Raw genomic sequence first — 20947 nt, 5'->3', positions numbered from 1 at the left:
CATCGCAACCTCATCCCAGCGACCCGCAGAGCCCGGCATACAACCCGAGTACCGAAGTCAGCGTGAAAATAACGGCGACCACCCGTGCATAACGCCCACGCAAGCGATGCTCCGGCGGCAGAACGCTGCGCGCGAGCAAGAATAACAACAGCAAGATCAGCGGAATCAGCAGGGCATTGAGCACACCGACCGCAATCGACAGGCGGATCAGGTTCACCCCCGACGCCACCAGCAAGGCCCCGCCGATCAGCAACAATGCAAAAGGGCCGTAGAACCAAGGCGCGTCCAGCGGGTGTTGCTCCAGCGAATGACGCACGCCCAAGGCCTCGCCCACGGCCCACACCGCACTCAGACACACCACGATGGTCGCCACCAGCGCACCGCCGGCTAACCCGATGGCAAACACCAACTCGCCCCAGGTAGGCCCGATCAACGCGCCAAAGGCCTGGCCGATCTGGGCAATACTGTCCAGCCCCGCCGCGTGCCCGCCGAGGGTGGCGGCAGCGGCAATCACGATCGACGCCGTCAGCACCTGGCAGAACACCGCCCCCACCAGCGTATCAATGCGCGCGATGGGCAAATGCGTGGCATCCAGGCCTTTGTCGATCAACGCCGATTGTTGATAGAACACAGTCCACGGCATCACGCTGGTCCCCAGATTGGCGGCCAGCAGGTACAGATAGTCGGGATTATTCAAGGGCATGCGGGCAAGGTCATGCAGTATCTGGGGGATGTCGGGCTGCGCCTTGATCGCCATGACCACGAAGGCCAGGCCGAACATGCCCACAGCGAGGGTCACCCGTTCGACCGAGCGGTACGAACCGGTCAGCACCATGCCGAGGATGAACACCACCAACGTCAGCAGAATCAACCAGCCGGGAATTGCGAACAGACTGCCGGCACCGACCAGCCCGCTCATTTGCGTCAACAACGAACCAAAACAGCTGAGCAACAAGACCAGCGCTGTGACCGCCGCCAGCCCGCGACCGAAGTGTTGACGCACCAATTCCACGTAACCTTTGCCGGTACACAACCCCAGCCGGACGGTCAGTTCCTGGGCCATGAACATCAACGGCACCAGCAGAAACTGCAGCAACAACAAACGGTAACCCCACTGCGCACCGCTTTGCGCCGCCGTAATCACACTGCCGGCTTCGGTGTCCGCCATCATCACCACCAGCCCCGGCCCCATCGTGGCAAGTAGCCGGGTCAGGCGCCGCCTGAACGCAGGGGGGTCCGCAGAGAGATCACTCATGGCTCCGGCTACCGCTCACCGGGCGTTACCGGTCCGCTTTGAAACTGCTTGAGAAATTGCGCGTCGGGCGTCAGCACCAACATTGGCTGACTCTCAGCCAATGCCTGGCGATACGTCTGCAACGAGCGGTACAGCTTGTAAAACCCAGGGTCTTTGTTGAACGCCGCCGAAAGAATCTGGTTGGCTGCCGCATCCGCCTCACCGTGGGTGATCGCCGATTGACGCTGGACCTCGGAGAGCAGAACTGTGCGATCACGATCCGCCTTGGCCTGGATCTGCTGAGCCCACTCAAACCCTTGCGCGCGCAGCTCCTTGGCTTCGCGTTGACGCTCGGACTTCATCCGGTCGTAAATGGCCTGACTGGCCTCCAGCGGCAGATCGGCGCGGTGCAGGCGCACTTCCGTCACCTCAATACCTAATGCACGGGCCTTGTCGGCAACGTCTTTCTCGATAATTGCCACTTCTTGCTGTCGGGCGGGCGACAACAATGAACGCAGCGAAATCTCGCCCAACTCTCGTCGCAGCGAAGAACTGACCATTTGCGTCAGTTGCGCGTTGGCCTGTTCCAGGGTTCCCACGGCCTGATAAAAACGCAACGGGTCACTGATCCGGAAACGGCTGTAAGTCTCGACCTCGATGCGTTTCTGATCGCCCAGAATGACTTGCTCAGCCGGCGAAGCGAGGGTCTGCAAGCGACGGTCGTAGAACACAATCGAATCGCTGAACGGCACCTTGAACTTCAACCCTGGCTCACCGGCCACGCCCATGGGGGCGCCGAAGCGGATGACCAGCGCCTGCTGCGATTCATCAACCACATACGCCGAAGCCACCAACGCCCAGAGCCCGAGCGCGGCGCTGACGAACGCCAGTCGTTTGATCAGGCGGCTCATGGGCGGACCTCCTTGGCTGCGGTTTTGACCGGCTCGCTCAACGGCATGTAAGGCACAACCCCCGACATCCCTTTGCCGGAGGAATCGATAATGACCCGAGAAGCCTTTTTCAAGACTTCATCCATGCTTTCCATGTACAAGCGCCAAGCGGTAACGTCTTTCGATTGCACGTAACTGTTGTAGACCGAGAGAAAGCGCTTAGCCTCGCCTTCAGCCAAGTTCCCGACCTGAGCCTTGTAAGCCTCCGCCTCCTGGGTAATGCGTGAGGCGTCACCGCGAGCGCGGGGGATCACGTCATTGGCGTAGGCTTCGGCTTCGTTACGGGCGCGCTCTTGGTCGGCTCGGGCCCGCTGCACGTCGTTGAACGCATCAATCACTTGTGGTGGCGGATCGACCCGTTGCAGTTGTACTTGCGTGATTAGAATCCCGGCCTGCTCGCGGTCCAATAACTGCTGTAATAAATCACGGGTTTCATCGGCAATTTGTGCGCGCTTATCTGACATCACCGCCTGAATCGGTGTGCGCCCGATGACTTCGCGCAGCGCACTTTCCGCCGCAAGTTTCACCGAACGTTCAGGGTCACTGATCTTGAACAGGTACAAGCGAGCGTCCTTGATACGCCAGAACACCGTGCAATCGGCCTCGACGATGTTCTCGTCGCCGGTCAGCATCTGTTTGTCGCGAGCACCATTGCTGGCCGCGCTTTGGCTGCTACCGCTGCCCAGTTGCAATTGATTGACCTGGGTAATCTTGGGCAGCAACACGGTTTCGATGGGAAATGGCAGGTGATAGTGCAGGCCAGACTCGGCGGTCTGCTGCCAGCGGCCAAAACGCAGGACGATGCCCTGCTCGTCGGGCTGAACCTTATAGATACCCGAACTGATCCAGGCCAGAAACATCAGGCCGCCGATCAAGGCCAGACCTCGTCCACCGAGGTCCATCACCGCCAGGTCATAGCCGATTCGTTGGCGCAACCGGCCCATTGGGCTGGAGGGCTCTGCCGGAACAAAAGCGGGACTATCGGTCATGCAGTTGCTCCAGGTCTTCCACTGACAAAGACCCCACCGGCTGTGGGGCAATGCGCGCAGAGTATCCGAACGCAAAATCAGCAAAATGAAGATTTATTCATCTAAGCTGTACAAAAAACGATCACCTGCCGCCAGCCCTTGCTACAACTGGCTTGTAGCCATGTGCGCGCACGTTATCCACAGGCAGGTCCACAGTCTTTGGGGGCAAGTGCAAAACACCTCGCCCCCGCTATCCACAAGGCTTTGCGGGCACATCAGAAACTTTTTTGCTTGACCGTCGACACCCTGCAGTGTAGCCCAAGGCAAATTGCACGATTGAACGGTCAAACCGGCGATGGCGCCGAGCCAGCAACCACGGCCATCAGCGGAGTCTTTCCAGAGTTTAACCACAGACTTATCCACAGGCTCGCGACACCGATTTAGGAGCGTTTTCGCCCACAACAAAAAGGTTGACAAAGTCAGGTCAAGATCAGCAAAAAACGCCTGATCAAAAAACAATCAATCGCCTGAAAGCCACGTAAACAAAGGCACTCAGCCAGCTACTCCCATGTTATTCACAGCCAGCTCCACAGCAAACGGGGACAAGTCAAAAGCGTGACAAAACAACTATTTGCAGCGGCTTTATGTCGCGGTTTGAGAGCATGTGAATATTGTTTTCCACAATTTCCGGAAAGCACACAGAAACACCTGTGGAGGATAAATACAGAAGCGATCCTGCGCTCTACCACAGCGGATTCGCGGTGCCTTTGAGGTGTAAAAAAGCCCCGGCGATGGCTCGTCGGGGCTGTGGGTATTTCGTGGGGGTGGTTAGTGGCCGCCCAGATAAGCGTTGCGTACCTCCTCGTTCACCAGCAGCTCCTTACCCGTACCGCTGAGGCGAATCTCGCCGTTGACCATCACATACGCCCGGTCCGACAGCTTGAGCGCGTGGTTGGCGTTCTGCTCGACCAGGAAGATTGTCATACCGGTGGCCGCCAGCTCTCGCAGGGTGGCGAAGATCTGTTTCACCACGATCGGCGCCAGACCCAGGCTCGGCTCATCAAGTAGCAGCAACTTGGGCCGACTCATCAGCGCGCGGGCAATGGCGAGCATTTGCTGCTCGCCGCCAGACATGGTCATCGCCCGCTGGGTGCGCCGCTCCTTGAGCCGTGGAAACAGCTCAAACATGCGCTGCATGTCTTCGGTGGCGTGCTTGTCACCGATGGGAATAGTGCCCATCAGCAGGTTTTCCTCGACGGTCATGTCCGGAAATACCCGGCGCCCTTCCGGCGACTGGGCAATGCCGTTGGACGCAATGTAGTGGGACGATTTTTCGGTAATATCGACGCCGCGATAAATGATCTGACCGCCAGCGGCGCGAGGCTGACCGAAGATCGACATCAACAGGGTCGACTTGCCGGCGCCGTTGGAGCCGATAAGGCTCACGGTTTCGCCTTCATTGATGTACAGCGAGACTTTCTTCAGGGCCTGAATCGGCCCATAGAACACATCCAGCTCTTTCAATTCGAGGATCGGTTGACTCATACCAGCTCCTCTTCGTCGGCGCCCAAGTAGGCAGCAATCACTTTCGGGTCGTTGCGAATCGCTTCGGGCCCGCCTTCGGCGATGACGTTACCGTGGTCCAGCACCACAATGTGATCGGAAATACTCATCACCATGCCCATGTCGTGTTCGATCAGCACCACGGTCAGATCATGCTCGTCACGCAGCAGCCTGATCATCGCGCTCAGCGCTTCGGTTTCCTGAGGGTTGAGGCCGGCGGCCGGTTCGTCGAGGCAGATGATCTGCGGCCGGGTACACATGGCCCGGGCGATCTCCAGACGGCGTTGCTGGCCGTAGGACAGTTCACCGGCCAAACGGTTGGCGCAGTCCACCAGATCCACCACTTCCAACCAGTAGAAGGCGTGATCCAGGGCATCGCTCTCCGCCTTGCGGTAACCCTTGGTGTTGAGGATACCGGCCAGCATGTTGCGGTTGACCCACATGTGCTGAGCAACCAACAGGTTCTCCAGCACGGACATTTCCTTGAACAGGCGAATGTTCTGGAATGTGCGCGCCAGGCCAGCGCGGTTCACCAGGTGCGTGCCGCCGAACATTTTGTAGTACAGCCGAGTGGCGAAGTTTTTCGGCGAGACGAAATCAGTCAACTTGAACGATTCGCCCAATAGCTGAATGACGTTGGTCCGCTCGCCACGTACATTGAGTTCGATCTTGCCGCCGGAGGCTTTGTAAAAGCCGGTCAGGCAATTGAACACCGTGGTCTTGCCGGCACCGTTGGGGCCGATCAGGGCGAAGATCGAGTTGCGTTTGACCTTCAGGCTGACATCGCTTAATGCCTTGATGCCGCCAAAGTGCATCATCAGCTTCTCGACCGAGAGTACGACTTCGCTCATGGCGCTACTCCTTTACGCGGGGTCACGCCGGTACGGCTGATGCGAATCAAGCCGCGCGGTCGCCAGATCATCATCAATACCATCAGAATGCCGAACAGCAACACCCGGTACTCGGCAAAGCTGCGCAGCAGTTCCGGGGCGACAGTCAGTACGAACGCCGCGATCACCACGCCGATGGTCGAACCCATACCACCGAGCACCACAATGGCCAGGATCAGCGCCGATTCGAAGAACGTGAACGAGGTCGGGTTGACGAAACCTTGATACGTGGCGAAAAACACCCCGGCCAGACCCGCGGTTGAAGCGCCGAGGGTGAACGCCGAGAGCTTGACCAACACATGGTTCAAGCCCATCGAACGGCAGGCGATTTCATCTTCACGCAATGCTTCCCAGGCCCGACCAACCGGCATACGGGTCAAGCGGTGCTTGATGTACAGCACGGCCAACACCACCAGGAACAACACCGCGTAGATGAAGTAGTACTTCACGTCCGGGTTGTAGGCGATACCAAAAAACTCGTGAAACGGTATTCCGCCCTCTTTCGCTCGCTTGCCGAACTCCAGGCCGAAGAACGTCGGCAGTGGCGCGGGCATGCCATTCGGGCCACCGGTCAGGGATAACCAATTGTTGAGAATCAGCCGAATGATTTCACCGAAGCCCAGGGTCACGATTGCCAAGTAGTCACCGTGCAGCCGCAAGACTGGAAAGCCCAGAATGCACCCGGCCATTGCTGCCGTAATCGCCGCCAGCGGCAGCACCGTCCAGAAACCCAGCCCCAAATATTGATAACCGAGTGCAAGGCCGTAGGCGCCGATGGCATAAAACGCCACGTAACCCAGGTCGAGCAGACCGGCCAGGCCGACCACGATGTTCAGGCCCAGACCCAGCAATACATAGATCAATCCGAGAATCACCACGCCCAGCAGGTAGGAGTTGGAGAAAAACGGGAAGACCACGGCAATCACGATCATCAGCGGGATGACCCAACGTAGCTGGGATTTGTAATCAGGTGCCAGTACGTGAACGCCGGAACCGGTGGTCTCGAAACCTTCGAGAATGTGCCGCCCTTTGGGGGTTTGCAGGAACAGGCTCAGGGCAAAGCGTCCGACCATGACGATGGCAACCAGCCAGGCCACTCGCGTCGGTTGCAGATTAAAGCTGTAGCCATCCAGCACAATGCCAACAATCGGGCCGAACACAATCAGGGCAATAAGGCCGGCAAGAATCGCGTCAACCAGGCTTCTTTTGATATCAATGGTTTTTTTAGTGGTTGAAGACATCGTTTACACCTTCGACACAAGAGGACGGCCGAGCAGGCCTTGGGGCCGAAAGACCAGAACCAGCACGAGCAGCGAGAAGCTGAAAACGTCTTTGTAATCCGAGTTGACCAACCCGGAGAACAGCGACTCGGAGATCCCGAGAATAATCCCGCCAAGCATGGCGCCGGGCAACGAGCCAATACCGCCAAGTACCGCCGCAGTGAACGCTTTGATGCCAATGACGAAGCCGGCGTAAAAGTCGAACGTGCCGTAGTTCATGGTGATCAGTACGCCGGCCAGAGCCGCCATCGCTGCACCAATGATGAACACGTAGGAAATCACCCGGTCGGTGTTGATCCCCAGGATCGAAGCCATCTTGCGGTCTTGCTGAGTAGCACGGCACATGCGGCCAAGCTTGGTGTACTTGATGACGTAGGTCAGCAGGGCCATCCCGGCGAACGCTGCAACCAGAATGAAGATCTTGGTGTAGGTGAGCTGGACGAAGCCGGTCCCGACTTCAACTCGCCATGCGCCTGTCAGCAGTGTAGGCACCCCTTGTTGACGGGCGCCTTGGGCAATCTGTGCGTAGTTTTGCAGGATCAGGGAGATACCGATGGCGCTGATCAGCGGTGCCAGTCGGGTGGAGTTACGCAGCGGTTTGTAAGCAACACGTTCGATGACCCAGCCATACACCGCGGTGACGATGATGGTGAAGACCAGTGTGCCGAGCATCAGCAGAGGGAAGGATTCAATACCGAAGTAAGCCAGCAGAGCCAGACTGATCGCCGCGAGGTACGCAGAGATCATGTAAACCTCGCCGTGGGCGAAGTTGATCATGCCGATGATGCCGTAGACCATTGTGTAGCCGATGGCGATCAGGCCATAGACCGACCCGAGGGTCAGACCGTTGACCAGTTGCTGCAGGAAAATACCATCCATAACGCAATCTCACGCATTTGAGAGACTGCACAGAAGCGCATTGCAACGGACCGGGGTTCAGCCGCCGACGTAACACGGTAGTGTGCAGCTCTACGAGAAAAGACAGGTACTGCACGGACATGTTCTTTGACTGCCCGGCGCACAAGGCGCCGGACAGATCAGCAGTTCATATCACTTCTGTTTTTCCAACTGGTGATATTTGCCGTCTTTGTCCCACTGGTAAACCACGTAGTCGGAGACTTTCAAGTCGCCCTTGGCGTCCCAGGTCTTCTCGCCCATCACGGTTTTGACCGGGTGTACTTTCAGCCATTTGGCAGCGTCTTCGCCCTTGTTGGATTTGGCGCCGTTAAACGCGGCAGCCAGTGCCTGAACCGAGGCGTAGGCGTAGAGGGTGTAGCCTTCAGGCTCGGTACCGGCCTTGCGGAAGGCGTCTACCACGGTTTTGCTTTCTGGCAGCAGACGCGGGTCGGCGCCGAAGGTCATCAGCACGCCGTCGACGTATTGCGGGCCGCCAGCGGTGGTCACCAATTCATCGGTCACGATGCCGTCATCGGACATGAATTTCACGTCTTTCAGGCCTTCGGTACGCAGTTGTTTAACCAGTGGACCAGCCTCTGGGTGCAGACCGCCGAAGTAGACGACATCGGCGCCAGCGGCGCGGATTTTGGTCACCAGGGCACTAAAGTCTTTCTCGCCGCGAGTCAGGCCTTCGTAAATAACCGGGGTCACGCCGCGCTTGATCAACTGCGCCTTGGTGGCGTCAGCGAGGCCTTGGCCGTAGGTGTCCTTGTCGTGGATAACCGCGACTTTCTTACCCTTGAGCACGTCGACAATGTAGTCGCCAGCCACGATGCCTTGCTGGTCGTCACGCCCGCACATACGGAACATGGCGCTCAGGCCGCGCTCGGTAACTTGTGGGTTGGTGGACCCTGGAGTGATCGCAATAATGCCCGCTTCGTCGTAGATCTCGGAGGCCGGGATGGTCGAAGAGGAACAGAAGTGACCGACGACGCCGGCGACTTTCTGGTTGGTGAGGTCTTTGGCGACCGTTACAGCCTGTTTCGGTTCGCAGGCGTCATCGCCCTTGACCAGTACAATTTTTTCCCCGTTGACGCCGCCTGCTGCGTTGACCGCATCGGCCGCAGCCTGTGCCCCCTTCATGTACTGCTCGCCAAATGCCGCGTTGGCGCCTGTCATAGGACCCGCCACACCGATTTTCACATCAGCCTGTGCAAACGCAGAAACACCCAATGCAGCTGCCACTGCGAGGGCCAGAAAGCCTTTCTTGTAAAACGTCTGGGACATGAGGTGGTGCTCCGAGGTTTTTTTTAGTTGGCACTGCGACTTCTCTGAATGCTCAGAGCAAGGGCCGTGCCATCGGTTTTTTATTCTGAAAAAAGTCGCTGCCTTATGGTTATTTCGACTGTTTCGGGCCCTTTTTCATTGGGCGTGCAACCGTCTAAACCGCGGGAGGTGAAACCATTTTATGAAAAAGGCGCAACCCGCAAGCGCCATCATTGCAACCGCGGCATTAAACGACGTGCAACCAGCCTGTAACAGCCTGCGTCACCGAACTGCACACTGCTGGTGCGGGACTGCTACAACCCGCACCATTACAGGCTAGTCGCTACGCCGGAAAGCGCTGCTTCCAGCAACAAAAATCAACAATCAAATAACGATCCGCAGGCACTGGCCTGCGTGATACAGCGAGAAACCGGCCTCGTACAGGCAGCTGCGCAAGCCGACACCCGCGAGGGGCTGCATCGGTGCGAACGGGATAGGTAGCGCTTGAGGATCGGCGTGACACAGATAATCGGCAAAGGCCTTTCCGACCACAGTGCCGGTGGTGACGCCACGGCCGTTGTAACCGGTGACTGCCACCAAACCGGGCGCCGGCTCGAACAAGCGCATCAGATGGTCCGGGGTAAAGGCAATGCAGCCGGTCCAGGTGCATTCCCATTCCACTGGTTTGAGGTAGGGAAAATAGTGCTGCTGAACGCGGTCCGCCCAAGCTTTCAAAAACCACGCCGGCTTTTGATTGCCGTTGCCAAGACTGCCGAGCAACAAACGCCCCTCCTTGTCGCGACGAATGCTGCTGAGCACCTGCCGGGTGTCCCACGACCCTTGCCCGCCGGGAAGGATTTGCCGGGCAGCGTCTTCGGTGAGCGGTGCCGACGCCACTTGATAGTAATAACCGGGGAAGAAGTTGCGCCGCAGCTCCGTCCAGTCGCCTTCGGTATACGCGTTGGAGGCGATCACCACTTGCTCGGCCAGCACCGAGCCCTGATCGGTTTGTACGGACCAGCGCTGGCCCTGACGTTCGAGTTGGGTGACGGGAGAATGATCGAACAACTGACCGCCGAGGCCAATGGCCGCTTGGGCCAGACCCGAGGTGTAAGCCATTGGATTGAGAGTGCCGGCACGTCGGTCGAGCAACGCGGCGGCAATTTTCTGGGTGCCGGTCGCTTGCTCGCAGGCTTGGCCTGTCAGCAGTTCAACGGGTGCGCCGCGACGTTTCCATTGTTCTTCACGACTGCGCAGATCCGCTTCGCCACGGGCGTTGTGCGCCATGTGCAGCGTGCCTTCGCGACGCAACTGACAGTCGATTTTGTACTTATCCACAAGACTGAACACCAGGGATGGCGCCGCCCCCAGCATGCGGTTGAGCTGACTGCCCACCGCCTCACCGAACCCGGCCTCGATCTCGTCCGGTGGAATCCACATCCCCGCATTGACCAGCCCGACGTTGCGTCCGGAACCGCCATGACCGGCGCGATGAGCTTCAAGCACGCAGACACTTTTACCCTGCTCCAACAAATGCACCGCCGCCGACAGACCGGTAAAACCGGCGCCAATGACGCACACGTCTGCGCTGACTTCACCCTTGAGCGCCCCGTTATCAGGCCTTTGCGGCGTCAGCTTTTCCCACAGACACTCTTCGCGTAACGGCATTGCCAGACTCCAATCAGAAACCTAACCAACACACCTTCAAATGAGGGCGCGGGATTGCCCGCCCCTACAGGGGATCACGGCTCAAATCGACAATCAGTCGAACGTGATCCCTTGGGCCAATGGCAACTCCAGCGAGTAATTCACGGTATTGGTCTGGCGGCGCATGTACCCGCGCCATGCGTCGGAGCCCGACTCACGACCACCTCCCGTTTCTTTCTCGCCACCAAACGCCCCGCCGATTTCTGCACCGCTCGGGCCTATGTTGACGTTGGCAATGCCGCAGTCGCTGCCGACCGCCGACATGAACTGCTCGGCCTCACGCACGTCAGTGGTGAAAATACACGACGACAGGCCTTGCGGCACCGCGTTGTTCAAGCGCATCGCTTCGGCAAAATCGCTGTAACCGACCACATACAAAATCGGTGCGAAAGTTTCGTGGCACACCACGTCGCTCTGCTCCGGCATTTCAACGATGGCCGGGGACACGTAGTAGGCATTCGGGAATGTATCTTCCAACTGACGCTTCCCGCCAAACACCCGGCCGCCTTCGCTCAACGCCTGCTCCAGTGCATCCTGCATGTTTTCGAAGCTGTGCTTGTCGATCAGCGGGCCGACCAGATTGCCTTGCAGCGGATGGCCGATGCGCACTTTGGAATAGGCTGCTTTCAGGCGCGTGACGATTTCTTCTTTGACCGACTCATGGGCAATCAGGCGACGCAGGGTGGTGCAACGCTGACCGGCGGTGCCGACGGCACTAAACAGGATCGCACGCACCGCCATGTCCAGGTCGGCGCTTGGGCCGAGAATCATCGCGTTGTTGCCGCCCAGCTCCAGAATGCTGCGAGCAAAACGTGCGGCAATTTTTGGTGCTACTTCACGGCCCATGCGCGTGCTGCCCGTGGCACTGATCAGCGCCACGCGCGGGTCATCGACCAACGCTTCACCAGCGTCGCGACCGCCAATGATGACTTGGCTCAGGTGCGCAGGCGCGTCACTGAAGTTCTTCAATACGCGGTCGAATAGTGCCTGACAGGCGAGCGCAGTCAGCGGGGTTTTCTCCGACGGTTTCCAGATCACCGGGTTACCGCAGACGAGTGCCAGGGCGGCGTTCCAGGCCCAGACGGCCACAGGGAAGTTGAACGCGCTAATCACGCCCACGACCCCCAGCGGATGCCAGGTTTCACGCATATGGTGGCCAGGACGCTCGGAGGCGATGGTCAAACCGTACAACTGACGGGACAGACCGACGGCAAAGTCGCAGATATCGATCATTTCCTGAACTTCGCCCAGGCCTTCCTGAGTGATCTTGCCGGCTTCCCAGGAGACCAGCTCACCGAGATCAGCCTTGTATTCACGCAGGATATCGCCCAATTGGCGGACCAATTCGCCACGGCGCGGCGCCGGGACCTTACGCCACAGCTCGAACGCATGATCTGCGCGACTGATGTGCTGCTCGACTTCAGCGGCACCTTCCCAGTTCACGTCGGCAATGCGGCTGCCATCGATGGGCGAATGAACCGGCACTTTGCCGTTCTGATACAGGGCCGGGTTCACACCAAGACGATCAAGCAATGCAGCAACCATGGGTCACTCCTCAAGCAAAAAACAGAAAACGTGCAGCCGGAAAATCACGGCTGATCAGACCTGTAGTTGTAGCCGCCCTGAGAGGAGCCAACAAACGACCATTAAGAGAGATATCATTCCGTTTATTCATGCTTCGCATTGCTGGCAACAAAGAAAGAAGAAAAAGGACCACCCATGCTGAATAAACGCTACTTGCCGTCGATCACCGCACTCCAGTGTTTCGAGGCCGTGACCCGGCATTTGAGCTTCACCCGGGCTGCCGAAGAGCTAAACCTGACCCAAAGCGCCGTCAGCAAACAGGTCGCCCAGCTGGAAGAGTTACTACAGCATCTGCTGTTTCGTCGGGTACGCCGACGCTTGCAAATGACCCCTGCCGGGGATTTGTACCTGGTGGAGGTACGAAAAATCCTCACTCAGGTCGAGATGTCGACCCACTATCTGCGCTCCTACGGCGGTGACACCGAAGTCCTGCGCGTCTCGACGCCTCCGACCTTCGGCGCACGCTGGCTAGTGCCGCGCTTGAAAGGCTGGCGCCTGCGCCATCCCTCGATCCATCTGGATCTGTGCAGCGAACAAGAAGCCGACGACTTGCTGCAAGGTCGTAGCGACCTGGCGTTCTACTTCGGCCAAGGCTCGCGACCCGGCACTGAAAGCCTGAAACTGTTTGGTGAAGAGCTGGTGCCCGTCTGCGCGCCAGGTAGCCTACCGGACACGCCGTTTACCGATCCGACACAACTCGCCGATTTGGTCCTGTTGCAAAACGCCTCCCGCCCCCAGGCCTGGCACGACTGGTTCGACAGCCAGGGCTACCACACCGAACACAGCTACCACGGCCCGCGTTTCGAAACTTTTTATATGTGCATCCGCGCCGCGCAAGTCGGCTGCGGCGTGGCGCTGCTGCCACGATTCCTGGTGGAAGAGGAATTAGCCGACGGCAAACTAGTCATTCCCTGGCAACATCCGATGCCCAGTTGCGACGCGTATTACCTCGCCTACCCGGAACACTCGGCGGAAGTGCCCAAGGTGCGAGACTTTGTAAAGTGGATGCTGGAGCAGATCGACAGCCCTGATACGCCGCACACTTGAAGCCTCACATAAACCCTGCGGGAGCGAGCCTGAACGGAGCATTTAACGTTGATGTCGAGTGTGATACCCCCTTCGCGAACAGGCTCGCGCCTACGGGATCGGCTTCGCTTAAAAAATCGCTGGCAATAACCGCTACAGATATGCGCCACTAGCCTATTGACTGATATTGCTGACACGTCGTTGCCACAGGCCGCGACCAGCCTGGAGAACCCCCGTTATGAGCGAGAGCGTATTTGGCGATCGCATCGTGCAGAACCTGCTCGACACCGACTTTTACAAACTGACGATGATGCAGGCAGTGCTGCACAACTACCCGAACGTGGAAGTCGAATGGGAGTTTCGTTGCCGTAACAGTGAGGATTTGCGCCCGTACCTGGCGGAAATCCGTTACCAGATCGAGCGCCTGGCAGAGCTAAGCCTGAGCGCTGACCAGTTGAGTTTCCTGGAGCGCATCAGCTTCATGAAGCCGGACTTCCTGCGGTTTCTCGGTTTATTTCGCTTCAACCTGCGCTATGTCCACACCGGTATTGAAAACGGTGAACTGTTCATCCGCCTGCGGGGACCGTGGCTGCATGTGATTCTGTTCGAAGTGCCGATGCTGGCAATCGTCAGCGAGGTGCGAAACCGCTACCGCTACCGTGAAGTCGTTCTGGAACAAGCGCGCGAGCAGCTGTATCGCAAATTCGACTGGCTGACTGCCAACGCCAGCAGCGACGAGTTGTCCGAGTTGCAGGTCGCTGATTTCGGCACTCGCCGGCGCTTTTCGTACCGTGTACAGGAAGAAGTGGTGAACGTGCTCAAGCACGATTTCCCCGGACGTTTCGTCGGCACCAGCAACGTGCATCTTTCCCGTGAGCTGGACATGAAGCCACTGGGGACCATGGCCCACGAATGGATCATGGCCCATCAGCAACTCGGCCCACGGTTGATCGACAGCCAGATTGCCGCCCTCGATTGCTGGGTTCGCGAGTATCGCGGTTTACTCGGGATCGCCCTCACCGACTGCATCACCACCGATGCTTTTCTCGGTGATTTCGACCTGTATTTCGCCAAGCTCTTCGACGGTCTGCGCCACGATTCCGGTGATCCGGTGCTGTGGGCAGAAAAGGCAATCGCCCACTACCACAAGCTCGGCATCGACCCGATGAGCAAGACGCTGGTGTTCTCCGACAGCCTGACATTGCCCAGGTCGCTGGAGATATTCCGCGCGTTGCGCGGGCGAATCAATGTCAGTTTTGGTATCGGCACCAACCTGACCTGCGATATTCCGGGTGTCGAACCGATGAGCATCGTGCTTAAAATGACGGCGTGCAACGGCCAGCCCGTGGCAAAGATTTCCGATGAGCCTGGCAAGACTCACTGCAAAGATCCTAATTTCGTCGCCTATTTGCGACACGTTTTCAAAGTACCTGCCCTTTCCAGCGTTTCAAGCAAGGAGTGAATTCATGCAAGCCGTACAGCGTGAGATTGCTGAGCAGCTCAAGGTTCAACCGCCGTTTGCCGACCAAGCCGCCCTCGAGGCGGAAGTCGCCCGGCGGATTAGCTTTATCCAGGATTGCCTCGTCAACTCCGGGCTCAAGAGCCTGGTGCTGGGCATCAGCGGTGGCGTCGATTCGTTGACCGCCGGGCTGCTGGCGCAACGGGCCATACGCGAGCTGCGTGAGCGCAGTGGTGACAACAGCTATCGCTTCATCGCCGTGCGCCTGCCTTACGAGACACAATTCGATGAACACGACGCCCAGGCATCGGTGGACTGCATCGCCCCGGACGAGCGCCATACCGTGAACATCGGCCCGGCCGTCAAGTCCTTGGCCAATGAAGTGGCTGCCTTCGAAGGCAAACACGCGGTCTCGGTGGATTTCGTGCTCGGTAACACCAAAGCGCGGATGCGCATGGTCGCCCAGTACACCATCGCCGGCGCAGCCCAGGGTCTGGTGATTGGCACCGACCACGCCGCCGAAGCGGTGATGGGGTTTTTCACCAAGTTCGGTGACGGCGCCTGTGACCTGGCACCGTTGAGCGGCCTGGTGAAAAACCAGGTCCGAGATATCGCCCGCCACTTCGGCGCACCGGAGTCGCTGGTAGAAAAAGTCCCAACCGCCGACCTCGAAGACCTGTCGCCCGGCAAGCCGGACGAAGCATCCCATGGCGTGACCTATGCCGAGATCGACGCGTTCCTGCATGGAGAGCCGGTACGCGAGGAAGCATTCAGGATCATTTGTGAAACGTACAAAAAAACGCATCACAAGCGTGAGATGCCGTTTGCCCCATAATTGACACGCTGTGCATGCTGGCGCCATCGCGAGCAGGTTCGCCCCCACAAGGGTCGTGAAGTACCTGCGGCGATGAACACCAATGGTCAAACGTCAGGTACAAAAAAAGCGTCTCGAGTGGACGCTTTTTTTATGCGTTTGATTCGATTACTTCAGGACAACAGCGCCTTTCATCATCGAGTTGTGGCCAGGGAACGAGCAGAAGAACTGGTAACTTTCGCCAGCCGCCAACTTCGATACATCGAAGGTCACCGAGTCTTTCTCGCCGGCTCCAATAATTTTGGTGTGAGCGATGATGCGGTCGTCGCCGTCCTTCAGGTAATTCTTATCGATACCGGCGCTCATACCATCAGTCGCGATGCCCGCCATGTCTGCGGTTTTGCTCAGCACCCAGTTATGACCCATGACGTTTTTCGGCAAGCTGCCGGAGTGGGTCAGGTTCACGGTGAAGGTCTTACAGCTCTTGTCGATGGTGATTTCCTTCGTATTGAAGGACATCTGGTCGGTGGAGTCGACATCGACCTTGCATTCGGCAGCCATCAATTGGCTACTGGCCAGTGTCAGCAGGGATACCGCAACAAGTTTGGCAAACATGGTGAATCTCCAAGGCAGGGTTAACAAATTGCGAATGGACAGAAGACTGCCTGAAATCTTCGCAAGTTCCTATGACTTGAGTCAAAAATTGTATACAACTTTCCAGCTATGACATTCATCGAAACAATCTAACAGCCAGGCGTCTGGCACCACCCTATGCTCAGCCCCATCAATGACCCGGAGCGCCTGATATGTCCCTTAACAGCCTGCTGTGCAGTTTGCTCGCCGCCTACGCCTGTGGTGCAAGCGGTACTTACGAAAAGCCTCATCGCGAGGTTTAACCCTTGGAGCGATGCTTGCCTGCCTTTAACCTGTGGCGATCCTGACCCTGGAGCAAGGCATGTCTATCGCATCCGTTTGTGTATTTTGCGGTGCCAGCACCGGCACCCACCCAGCTTACCGTGAGGCAGCCGTCGCGCTGGGGCGCGCATTGGCCGAGCGCAAGCTGACCCTGGTCTACGGTGGAGGCGCCGTCGGTTTGATGGGGATCGTCGCCGACGCAGCGCTGGCAGCCGGCGGTGAAGTAATCGGGATCATCCCGCAAAGCCTCAAGGACCAGGAAATCGGCCACAGCGGCCTGACTCGCCTGGAAGTAGTCGACGGCATGCATGCGCGCAAGGCTCGAATGGCGGAACTCAGCGACGCCTTTATCGCGCTACCCGGCGGCCTGGGCACACTGGAAGAACTGTTCGAAGTCTGGACCTGGGGCCAGCTTGGCTACCATGGCAAACCGCTCGGTTTGCTGGAAGTGAACGGTTTCTACAGCAAGTTGGCGACATTTCTCGATCATATCGTCGGCGAAGGCTTCGTTCGCGGGCAGCACCGTGACATGCTGCAAATGAGCGAGTCGCCGCAAACCCTGCTCGATGCACTGGACGCCTGGCACCCCTCGGCACCACCAAAATGGACCGAGCAAAAACCCAGCTAACGGCTCGGCATCGATACAGGGCAGAATATGCGCCGCTCAACCTCACCTTCGACCCCAGAGGATCGCCCATGGCTAAACCTAATTATTCCTTCGCCAAACGTCAGAGAGACTTGGCCAAGGAGCAGAAGAAAGAGGAAAAGCTTCAGCGCAAGAAAGCTACAGCTGAAGAAGAAGCAGCAGCACTGAACCCGGATGCAGAAGGTGAAGTGGTAGCAGAACATGATGTTGAAGCACCGAAAGATCAGGCGCCCGACGCCTGAGACCCTCAGGGCCCGATGATCTGATCAGGCCCACCGGATCTGTGTCCAGGGTCAGCAGGTTACCTGCTGACCCTCACAGCCTCTGCTTACCAACACCCGCTTAATCCAGTGGCATCACGGTAACCCGAACTTCGGGATCATGACTGCCGCCCCCTAGAATCACCCCCCGCAACGGCGATACATCGGAAAAATCCCGGCCCCAAGCCAGGGTTATGTGTTCGAGTGCCGGTTGCACATTGTTTGTCGGATCGAAATCGACCCAGCCCAGAATCGGGCAAAACACTGAGACCCAGGCATGAGACGCATCGGCGCCAATCAGTCGCGGCTGGCCGGGCGGTGGCTGAGTCAACAGGTAACCGCTGATATACCGCGCCGCCAAGCCACGTGACCGCACGCAGGCGAGCATCAGGTGAGCAAAGTCCTGGCAGACCCCGCGCCGACGCTCCAGCACTTCGACCAACGGTGTCGCCACCTGAGTCGCTTCGGCATCGAAGGTGAACTCGCTGAAAATTTTCTCCATCAACGCCTGCACCCCTAGCAGCAGTGGCCGCTCAGGTGGAAAACAGCTTTCGGAAAACTCGACAAAATTGCGCTTCAAATGCACATAGGGCGACTCGAAGCGATATCGGCAGGCTTCCATTAATTCGGGGGACAGTGGCTGGCTGCTGTAGGTCAACGCACTGCGGGTTTCTTCCCAGGCAGGCGACAGATTGAAATCCAGTAACGGCCGGGCCAGTACTTCCAATGTCAGCTGGGCATTGACCAACAACTCATCGTGGGGACGCTCGAAGGCCAGGCGGGTCAGGGGATTACCGAACACATCCAGTTCATCACGGCGCGTCGTGGGCTCCGGGCTGATCAGTAGCGCCTGCGCCGTGCAGCGCTGCCACTCACAAGCGCGCGGCCACAAATGCGCGAGTTGCTGGGCCAGGGACACCGGGCTGTCATAGTGATAATGGGTGTCGTGAAAAATCTGGTAATGAGCACTCATCAGACGGACACCGTTCGTTGGCTAACATCATCGACATGGGCAAAATGGCGCAGCGCCAAGCGATCCGAGACTTGCCCACTGGCATCGGCAATCTCTTGCAGCAAATCGGCCAGCCCTTCGATGGCCGCGTGGACACTGGCCTCGCCAAACAGCGAGTTTTCCAGACAGCCGAGATCGAAATGCGCCAGGCGCGCCACCAACTGCGGCAACCCGGCCTCTCGCGGGGCACCAAAATCGTCGTTCAAGCGCTTCAAGGTTCGGGTCACCAATTTCAACTGGAACAGCACCGCGTGCGGGTTCTGCTCGTCTAGCAACAACAGATCGAGAACCGGGATCAATTGCGCCACCGCCAGGTATCGCGAGCGGTAGGTGATGCCGCTGTTACCCAGCTCCAGCAACCATTCAAGACCTGCTTGATCAAAGGCACCGGCGCCACGCAAAAACGCCGCGAGGCTGGCACTGAGAAATTGCAGCCGCTCGATCCGCCGGCCAATCATCAAGAAGCGCCAGCCTTCGTCTCGAGTCATGTCATCCAGGGCAAAACCAGACAGCGCCGCCAGAGACATGACCAGGCGGTTGAGGAAGTCGAGCAACTCGCCAAAGTCCGGCTCTTCGGTTTCAAGTTCCATGGCCTCGCGCTGTAATTCCACCAACGCCTGCCAGTTTTCCCGCGAGAGCTTGCCGCGCACTTGTGAAGCCGCCCACTGCAAGCGTTGCAGGTTGGAGCGCAGGCTGAACGACCAGTCATCGCCAAGCAATGCAGCCAGCAACCGCTCCGGCAAATCGCCTTCATCGGGCAACAAATTCAGGCGCTCGCCAAGATCGACGGCAGCATCAAGGGCCTGCGGGTCATCACCCTCGACATAACGCGCCAACATGATCCGAAGCAGCCGCGCGCTGTTGTCGCAACGTTCGCAGTAACGGCCAAACCAAAACAGGTTTTCCACCACTCGCGACGGCAAGTAAGGATCGCGTCGCACCAGATCGTGAACACCAATTGCGCGCTGGGTTTTCCATTGTTCGCCGCCGGGGGCACGCTCACCAAGCACCCACGTGTCCTTGCTCGCACCGCCGCGCTGCATCGACACCACTTCGGCGTCGGCGTCGGCGGCCACCCGAGTCAAACCGCCGGGCAAAACCCGATAGCCGTCGTGGCTGGCCACTGCATACACGCGCATGCCGATGGCACGGGGTTGCAGTTGCCCGTCTTCGGCTTGCCAGATCGGCGCCTGTGACAACTGAGCGAGTTCTTGCGCAACATAAGCGTAAGGCCGCGCCTGCATGCGCTCGGCTAGCGTCTGACGCTGTTTTTCACTCAGATCGCGGCCAAATACCGGTGCGAAGCTTTGGGAAGGAAACGCGGGTTTAATCAGCAGTTCCGGCAGTTTTTCCAGCGCCTGCGCCAGCACCGGCGCCTCACCGCACCACCAGGTGGCAATGGACGGCAGGATCAGTTCTTCGCCGAATAGAAATTGATTGATCGTCGGCAGAAACCCCAGCAAACCTGGGGATTCCAGCACGCCACTGCCCAACGCATTGGCCACCAGCACCCGGCCCAGCCGCGCGGCCTCGAGCAAGCCAGGTACGCCGAGAGCAGAGTCGGTGCGCAGCTCCAGCGGATCGCAGAAGTCATCGTCGAGGCGCCGCATGATCGCGTGAACCCGTCGCAGGCCGCTCAGGGTTTTCAGGTAAACGGTGGCATCGCGCACCGTCAAGTCGCCGCCCTCCACCAGCGGATAACCGAGCTGGCGGGCCAGATACAGATGCTCGAAATAGCTTTCATTGAAACGCCCCGGTGTGAGCAGCACCACCAACGGTGCTTCGTCGTCACACGGGGCCTGACGGGCCAGGGTTTCCTGAAGCGTGCGGAAAAAACCCGCCAGGTGCTGCACTTTCAGGTCGCGGTACAACTCGGGGAAAGCCCGCGACACGATGGTGCGATTTTCCAGCGCATAGCCGGCGCCAGACGGGGCTTGTGTCCGGTCCGCCGTAACCCACCAACGACCGTCCGGCGTGCGCGCAAGGTCCACGGCGTAGAGATGCAGAAACGCCCCATCGGGCGGCAAGATGCCCTGACAAGGCCAGAGGAAGTTGTTGTGACCAAACACCAGCTCTGCCGGCAACAGCCCCTCGGCGATCAGCCGCTGCGGACCGTAGAGATCGGCCAACACAGCGTTGAGCAAGCGCGCCCGCTGAGCGATGCCGGCCGATAATTGTTGCCATTCATCGGCGTCGATCACATGCGGCAACAAGTCCAATTCCCAAGGCCGATCGGCACCTTTGGGGTCGGCATAGACGTTGTAAGTCACGCCGTTTTCCTGGATCTGTCGGGCCAACAACGCCTGACGCTGCACCAGTTGCGCCGGGGTACTGCGTTGCAGTTGGTCAAATAATCGACGCCAGTGCGGGCGCACGGCGCCGCTCTCGTCGAGCAGTTCGTGGTAGGTGCCCGCCGTCAGCGGGTAGCGGTCAAGCAGGTCAGGCATGGAAAGCTCGGCAGACAGCAAAGAACGGT

Annotated in this window: 18 protein-coding genes; 5 read left to right on the top strand and 13 right to left on the bottom strand. The window is 58.6% G+C overall.

The features are described from left to right. Positions 1-10: 10 nt before the first annotated feature. The 10 genes from RHM68_RS02365 to RHM68_RS02320 form a co-directional block, all read right to left on the bottom strand. Complete coding sequence (locus RHM68_RS02365; protein ID WP_322220350.1) at positions 11-1255, bottom strand: NRAMP family divalent metal transporter; 1245 nt, start codon at positions 1253-1255, stop codon at positions 11-13. Between the two features lie 8 nt (positions 1256-1263). Continuing rightward, positions 1264-2145, bottom strand: coding sequence for a protease modulator HflC (locus RHM68_RS02360; protein ID WP_322220349.1), 882 nt, complete (start codon positions 2143-2145; stop codon positions 1264-1266). Further along, complete coding sequence (gene hflK / locus RHM68_RS02355; RefSeq protein ID WP_322220348.1) at positions 2142-3173, bottom strand: FtsH protease activity modulator HflK; 1032 nt, start codon at positions 3171-3173, stop codon at positions 2142-2144. Before hflK ends, RHM68_RS02360 begins: the two co-directional genes overlap by 4 nt. An 807-nt stretch (positions 3174-3980) precedes the next feature. Further along, on the bottom strand, positions 3981-4697 hold the full coding sequence (locus tag RHM68_RS02350; RefSeq protein ID WP_322220347.1) for an ABC transporter ATP-binding protein: 717 nt from the start codon (positions 4695-4697) through the stop codon (positions 3981-3983). Then, a complete protein-coding gene (locus tag RHM68_RS02345) occupies positions 4694-5566 on the bottom strand; it encodes an ABC transporter ATP-binding protein (protein ID WP_322220346.1) in 873 nt (290 codons plus the stop codon). Before RHM68_RS02345 ends, RHM68_RS02350 begins: the two co-directional genes overlap by 4 nt. Next, on the bottom strand, positions 5563-6846 hold the full coding sequence (gene livM / locus RHM68_RS02340; protein WP_322220345.1) for a high-affinity branched-chain amino acid ABC transporter permease LivM: 1284 nt from the start codon (positions 6844-6846) through the stop codon (positions 5563-5565). The genes RHM68_RS02345 and livM overlap by 4 nt, the downstream gene beginning before the upstream one ends. Positions 6847-6849: 3 nt before the next feature. Continuing rightward, positions 6850-7764 carry an ABC transporter permease subunit gene (locus RHM68_RS02335; RefSeq protein ID WP_322220344.1) on the bottom strand — a complete coding sequence of 305 codons (915 nt, stop codon included), beginning with the start codon at positions 7762-7764 and terminating at the stop codon, positions 6850-6852. 171 nt (positions 7765-7935) lie between these two features. Then, a complete protein-coding gene (locus tag RHM68_RS02330; RefSeq protein ID WP_322220343.1) occupies positions 7936-9069 on the bottom strand; it encodes a branched-chain amino acid ABC transporter substrate-binding protein in 1134 nt (377 codons plus the stop codon). A 363-nt stretch (positions 9070-9432) separates the two neighbouring features. After that, a complete protein-coding gene (locus tag RHM68_RS02325; protein ID WP_322220342.1) occupies positions 9433-10716 on the bottom strand; it encodes an FAD-binding oxidoreductase in 1284 nt (427 codons plus the stop codon). A 93-nt stretch (positions 10717-10809) separates the two neighbouring features. After that, positions 10810-12300, bottom strand: a complete 1491-nt coding sequence (locus RHM68_RS02320; protein ID WP_322220341.1) for an aldehyde dehydrogenase family protein — start codon at positions 12298-12300, stop codon at positions 10810-10812. A 174-nt stretch (positions 12301-12474) separates the two neighbouring features. On the opposite strand from RHM68_RS02320, the gene RHM68_RS02315 reads away from it, so the two are divergent. From RHM68_RS02315 to nadE, 3 genes are all read left to right on the top strand, one after another. Then, a complete protein-coding gene (locus tag RHM68_RS02315) occupies positions 12475-13386 on the top strand; it encodes a LysR family transcriptional regulator (protein WP_322220340.1) in 912 nt (303 codons plus the stop codon). Between the two features lie 217 nt (positions 13387-13603). Beyond that, positions 13604-14827, top strand: coding sequence for a nicotinate phosphoribosyltransferase (gene pncB, locus RHM68_RS02310; RefSeq protein ID WP_322220339.1), 1224 nt, complete (start codon positions 13604-13606; stop codon positions 14825-14827). Between the two features lie 4 nt (positions 14828-14831). Further along, positions 14832-15659 (top strand): ammonia-dependent NAD(+) synthetase, encoded by an 828-nt coding sequence (nadE, locus tag RHM68_RS02305; protein ID WP_322220338.1) that lies wholly within the window; start codon positions 14832-14834, stop codon positions 15657-15659. Between the two features lie 147 nt (positions 15660-15806). Here the strand turns inward: nadE and azu are convergent, their stop codons facing one another. Continuing rightward, the gene (gene azu, locus RHM68_RS02300) at positions 15807-16253 is read right to left on the bottom strand and encodes an azurin (protein WP_322220337.1); all 447 of its coding nucleotides are present in this window, start codon (positions 16251-16253) and stop codon (positions 15807-15809) included. A gap of 340 nt (positions 16254-16593) precedes the next feature. On the opposite strand from azu, the gene RHM68_RS02295 reads away from it, so the two are divergent. After that, complete coding sequence (locus RHM68_RS02295; protein WP_322220336.1) at positions 16594-17181, top strand: TIGR00730 family Rossman fold protein; 588 nt, start codon at positions 16594-16596, stop codon at positions 17179-17181. A 68-nt stretch (positions 17182-17249) separates the two neighbouring features. Beyond that, positions 17250-17441, top strand: a complete 192-nt coding sequence (locus RHM68_RS02290) for a hypothetical protein (RefSeq protein ID WP_322220335.1) — start codon at positions 17250-17252, stop codon at positions 17439-17441. Between the two features lie 100 nt (positions 17442-17541). Here RHM68_RS02290 and RHM68_RS02285 read toward each other — a convergent pair whose 3' ends face one another. Together RHM68_RS02285 and RHM68_RS02280 are read right to left on the bottom strand one after the other, a co-directional pair. Then, on the bottom strand, positions 17542-18432 hold the full coding sequence (locus RHM68_RS02285; RefSeq protein ID WP_322220334.1) for a transglutaminase family protein: 891 nt from the start codon (positions 18430-18432) through the stop codon (positions 17542-17544). Further along, positions 18432-20918: a circularly permuted type 2 ATP-grasp protein gene (locus RHM68_RS02280; RefSeq protein ID WP_322220333.1), complete on the bottom strand. Its 2487-nt coding sequence runs from the start codon at positions 20916-20918 to the stop codon at positions 18432-18434. Before RHM68_RS02280 ends, RHM68_RS02285 begins: the two co-directional genes overlap by 1 nt. Positions 20919-20947 lie beyond the last annotated feature (29 nt).

It is taken from the genome of Pseudomonas sp. DC1.2 (assembly GCF_034351645.1).
Lineage (GTDB): Bacteria > Pseudomonadota > Gammaproteobacteria > Pseudomonadales > Pseudomonadaceae > Aquipseudomonas.
The sequence above is the reverse complement of the archived record's forward strand: the minus strand, read 5'-3'. Positions and strand labels throughout refer to the sequence as shown.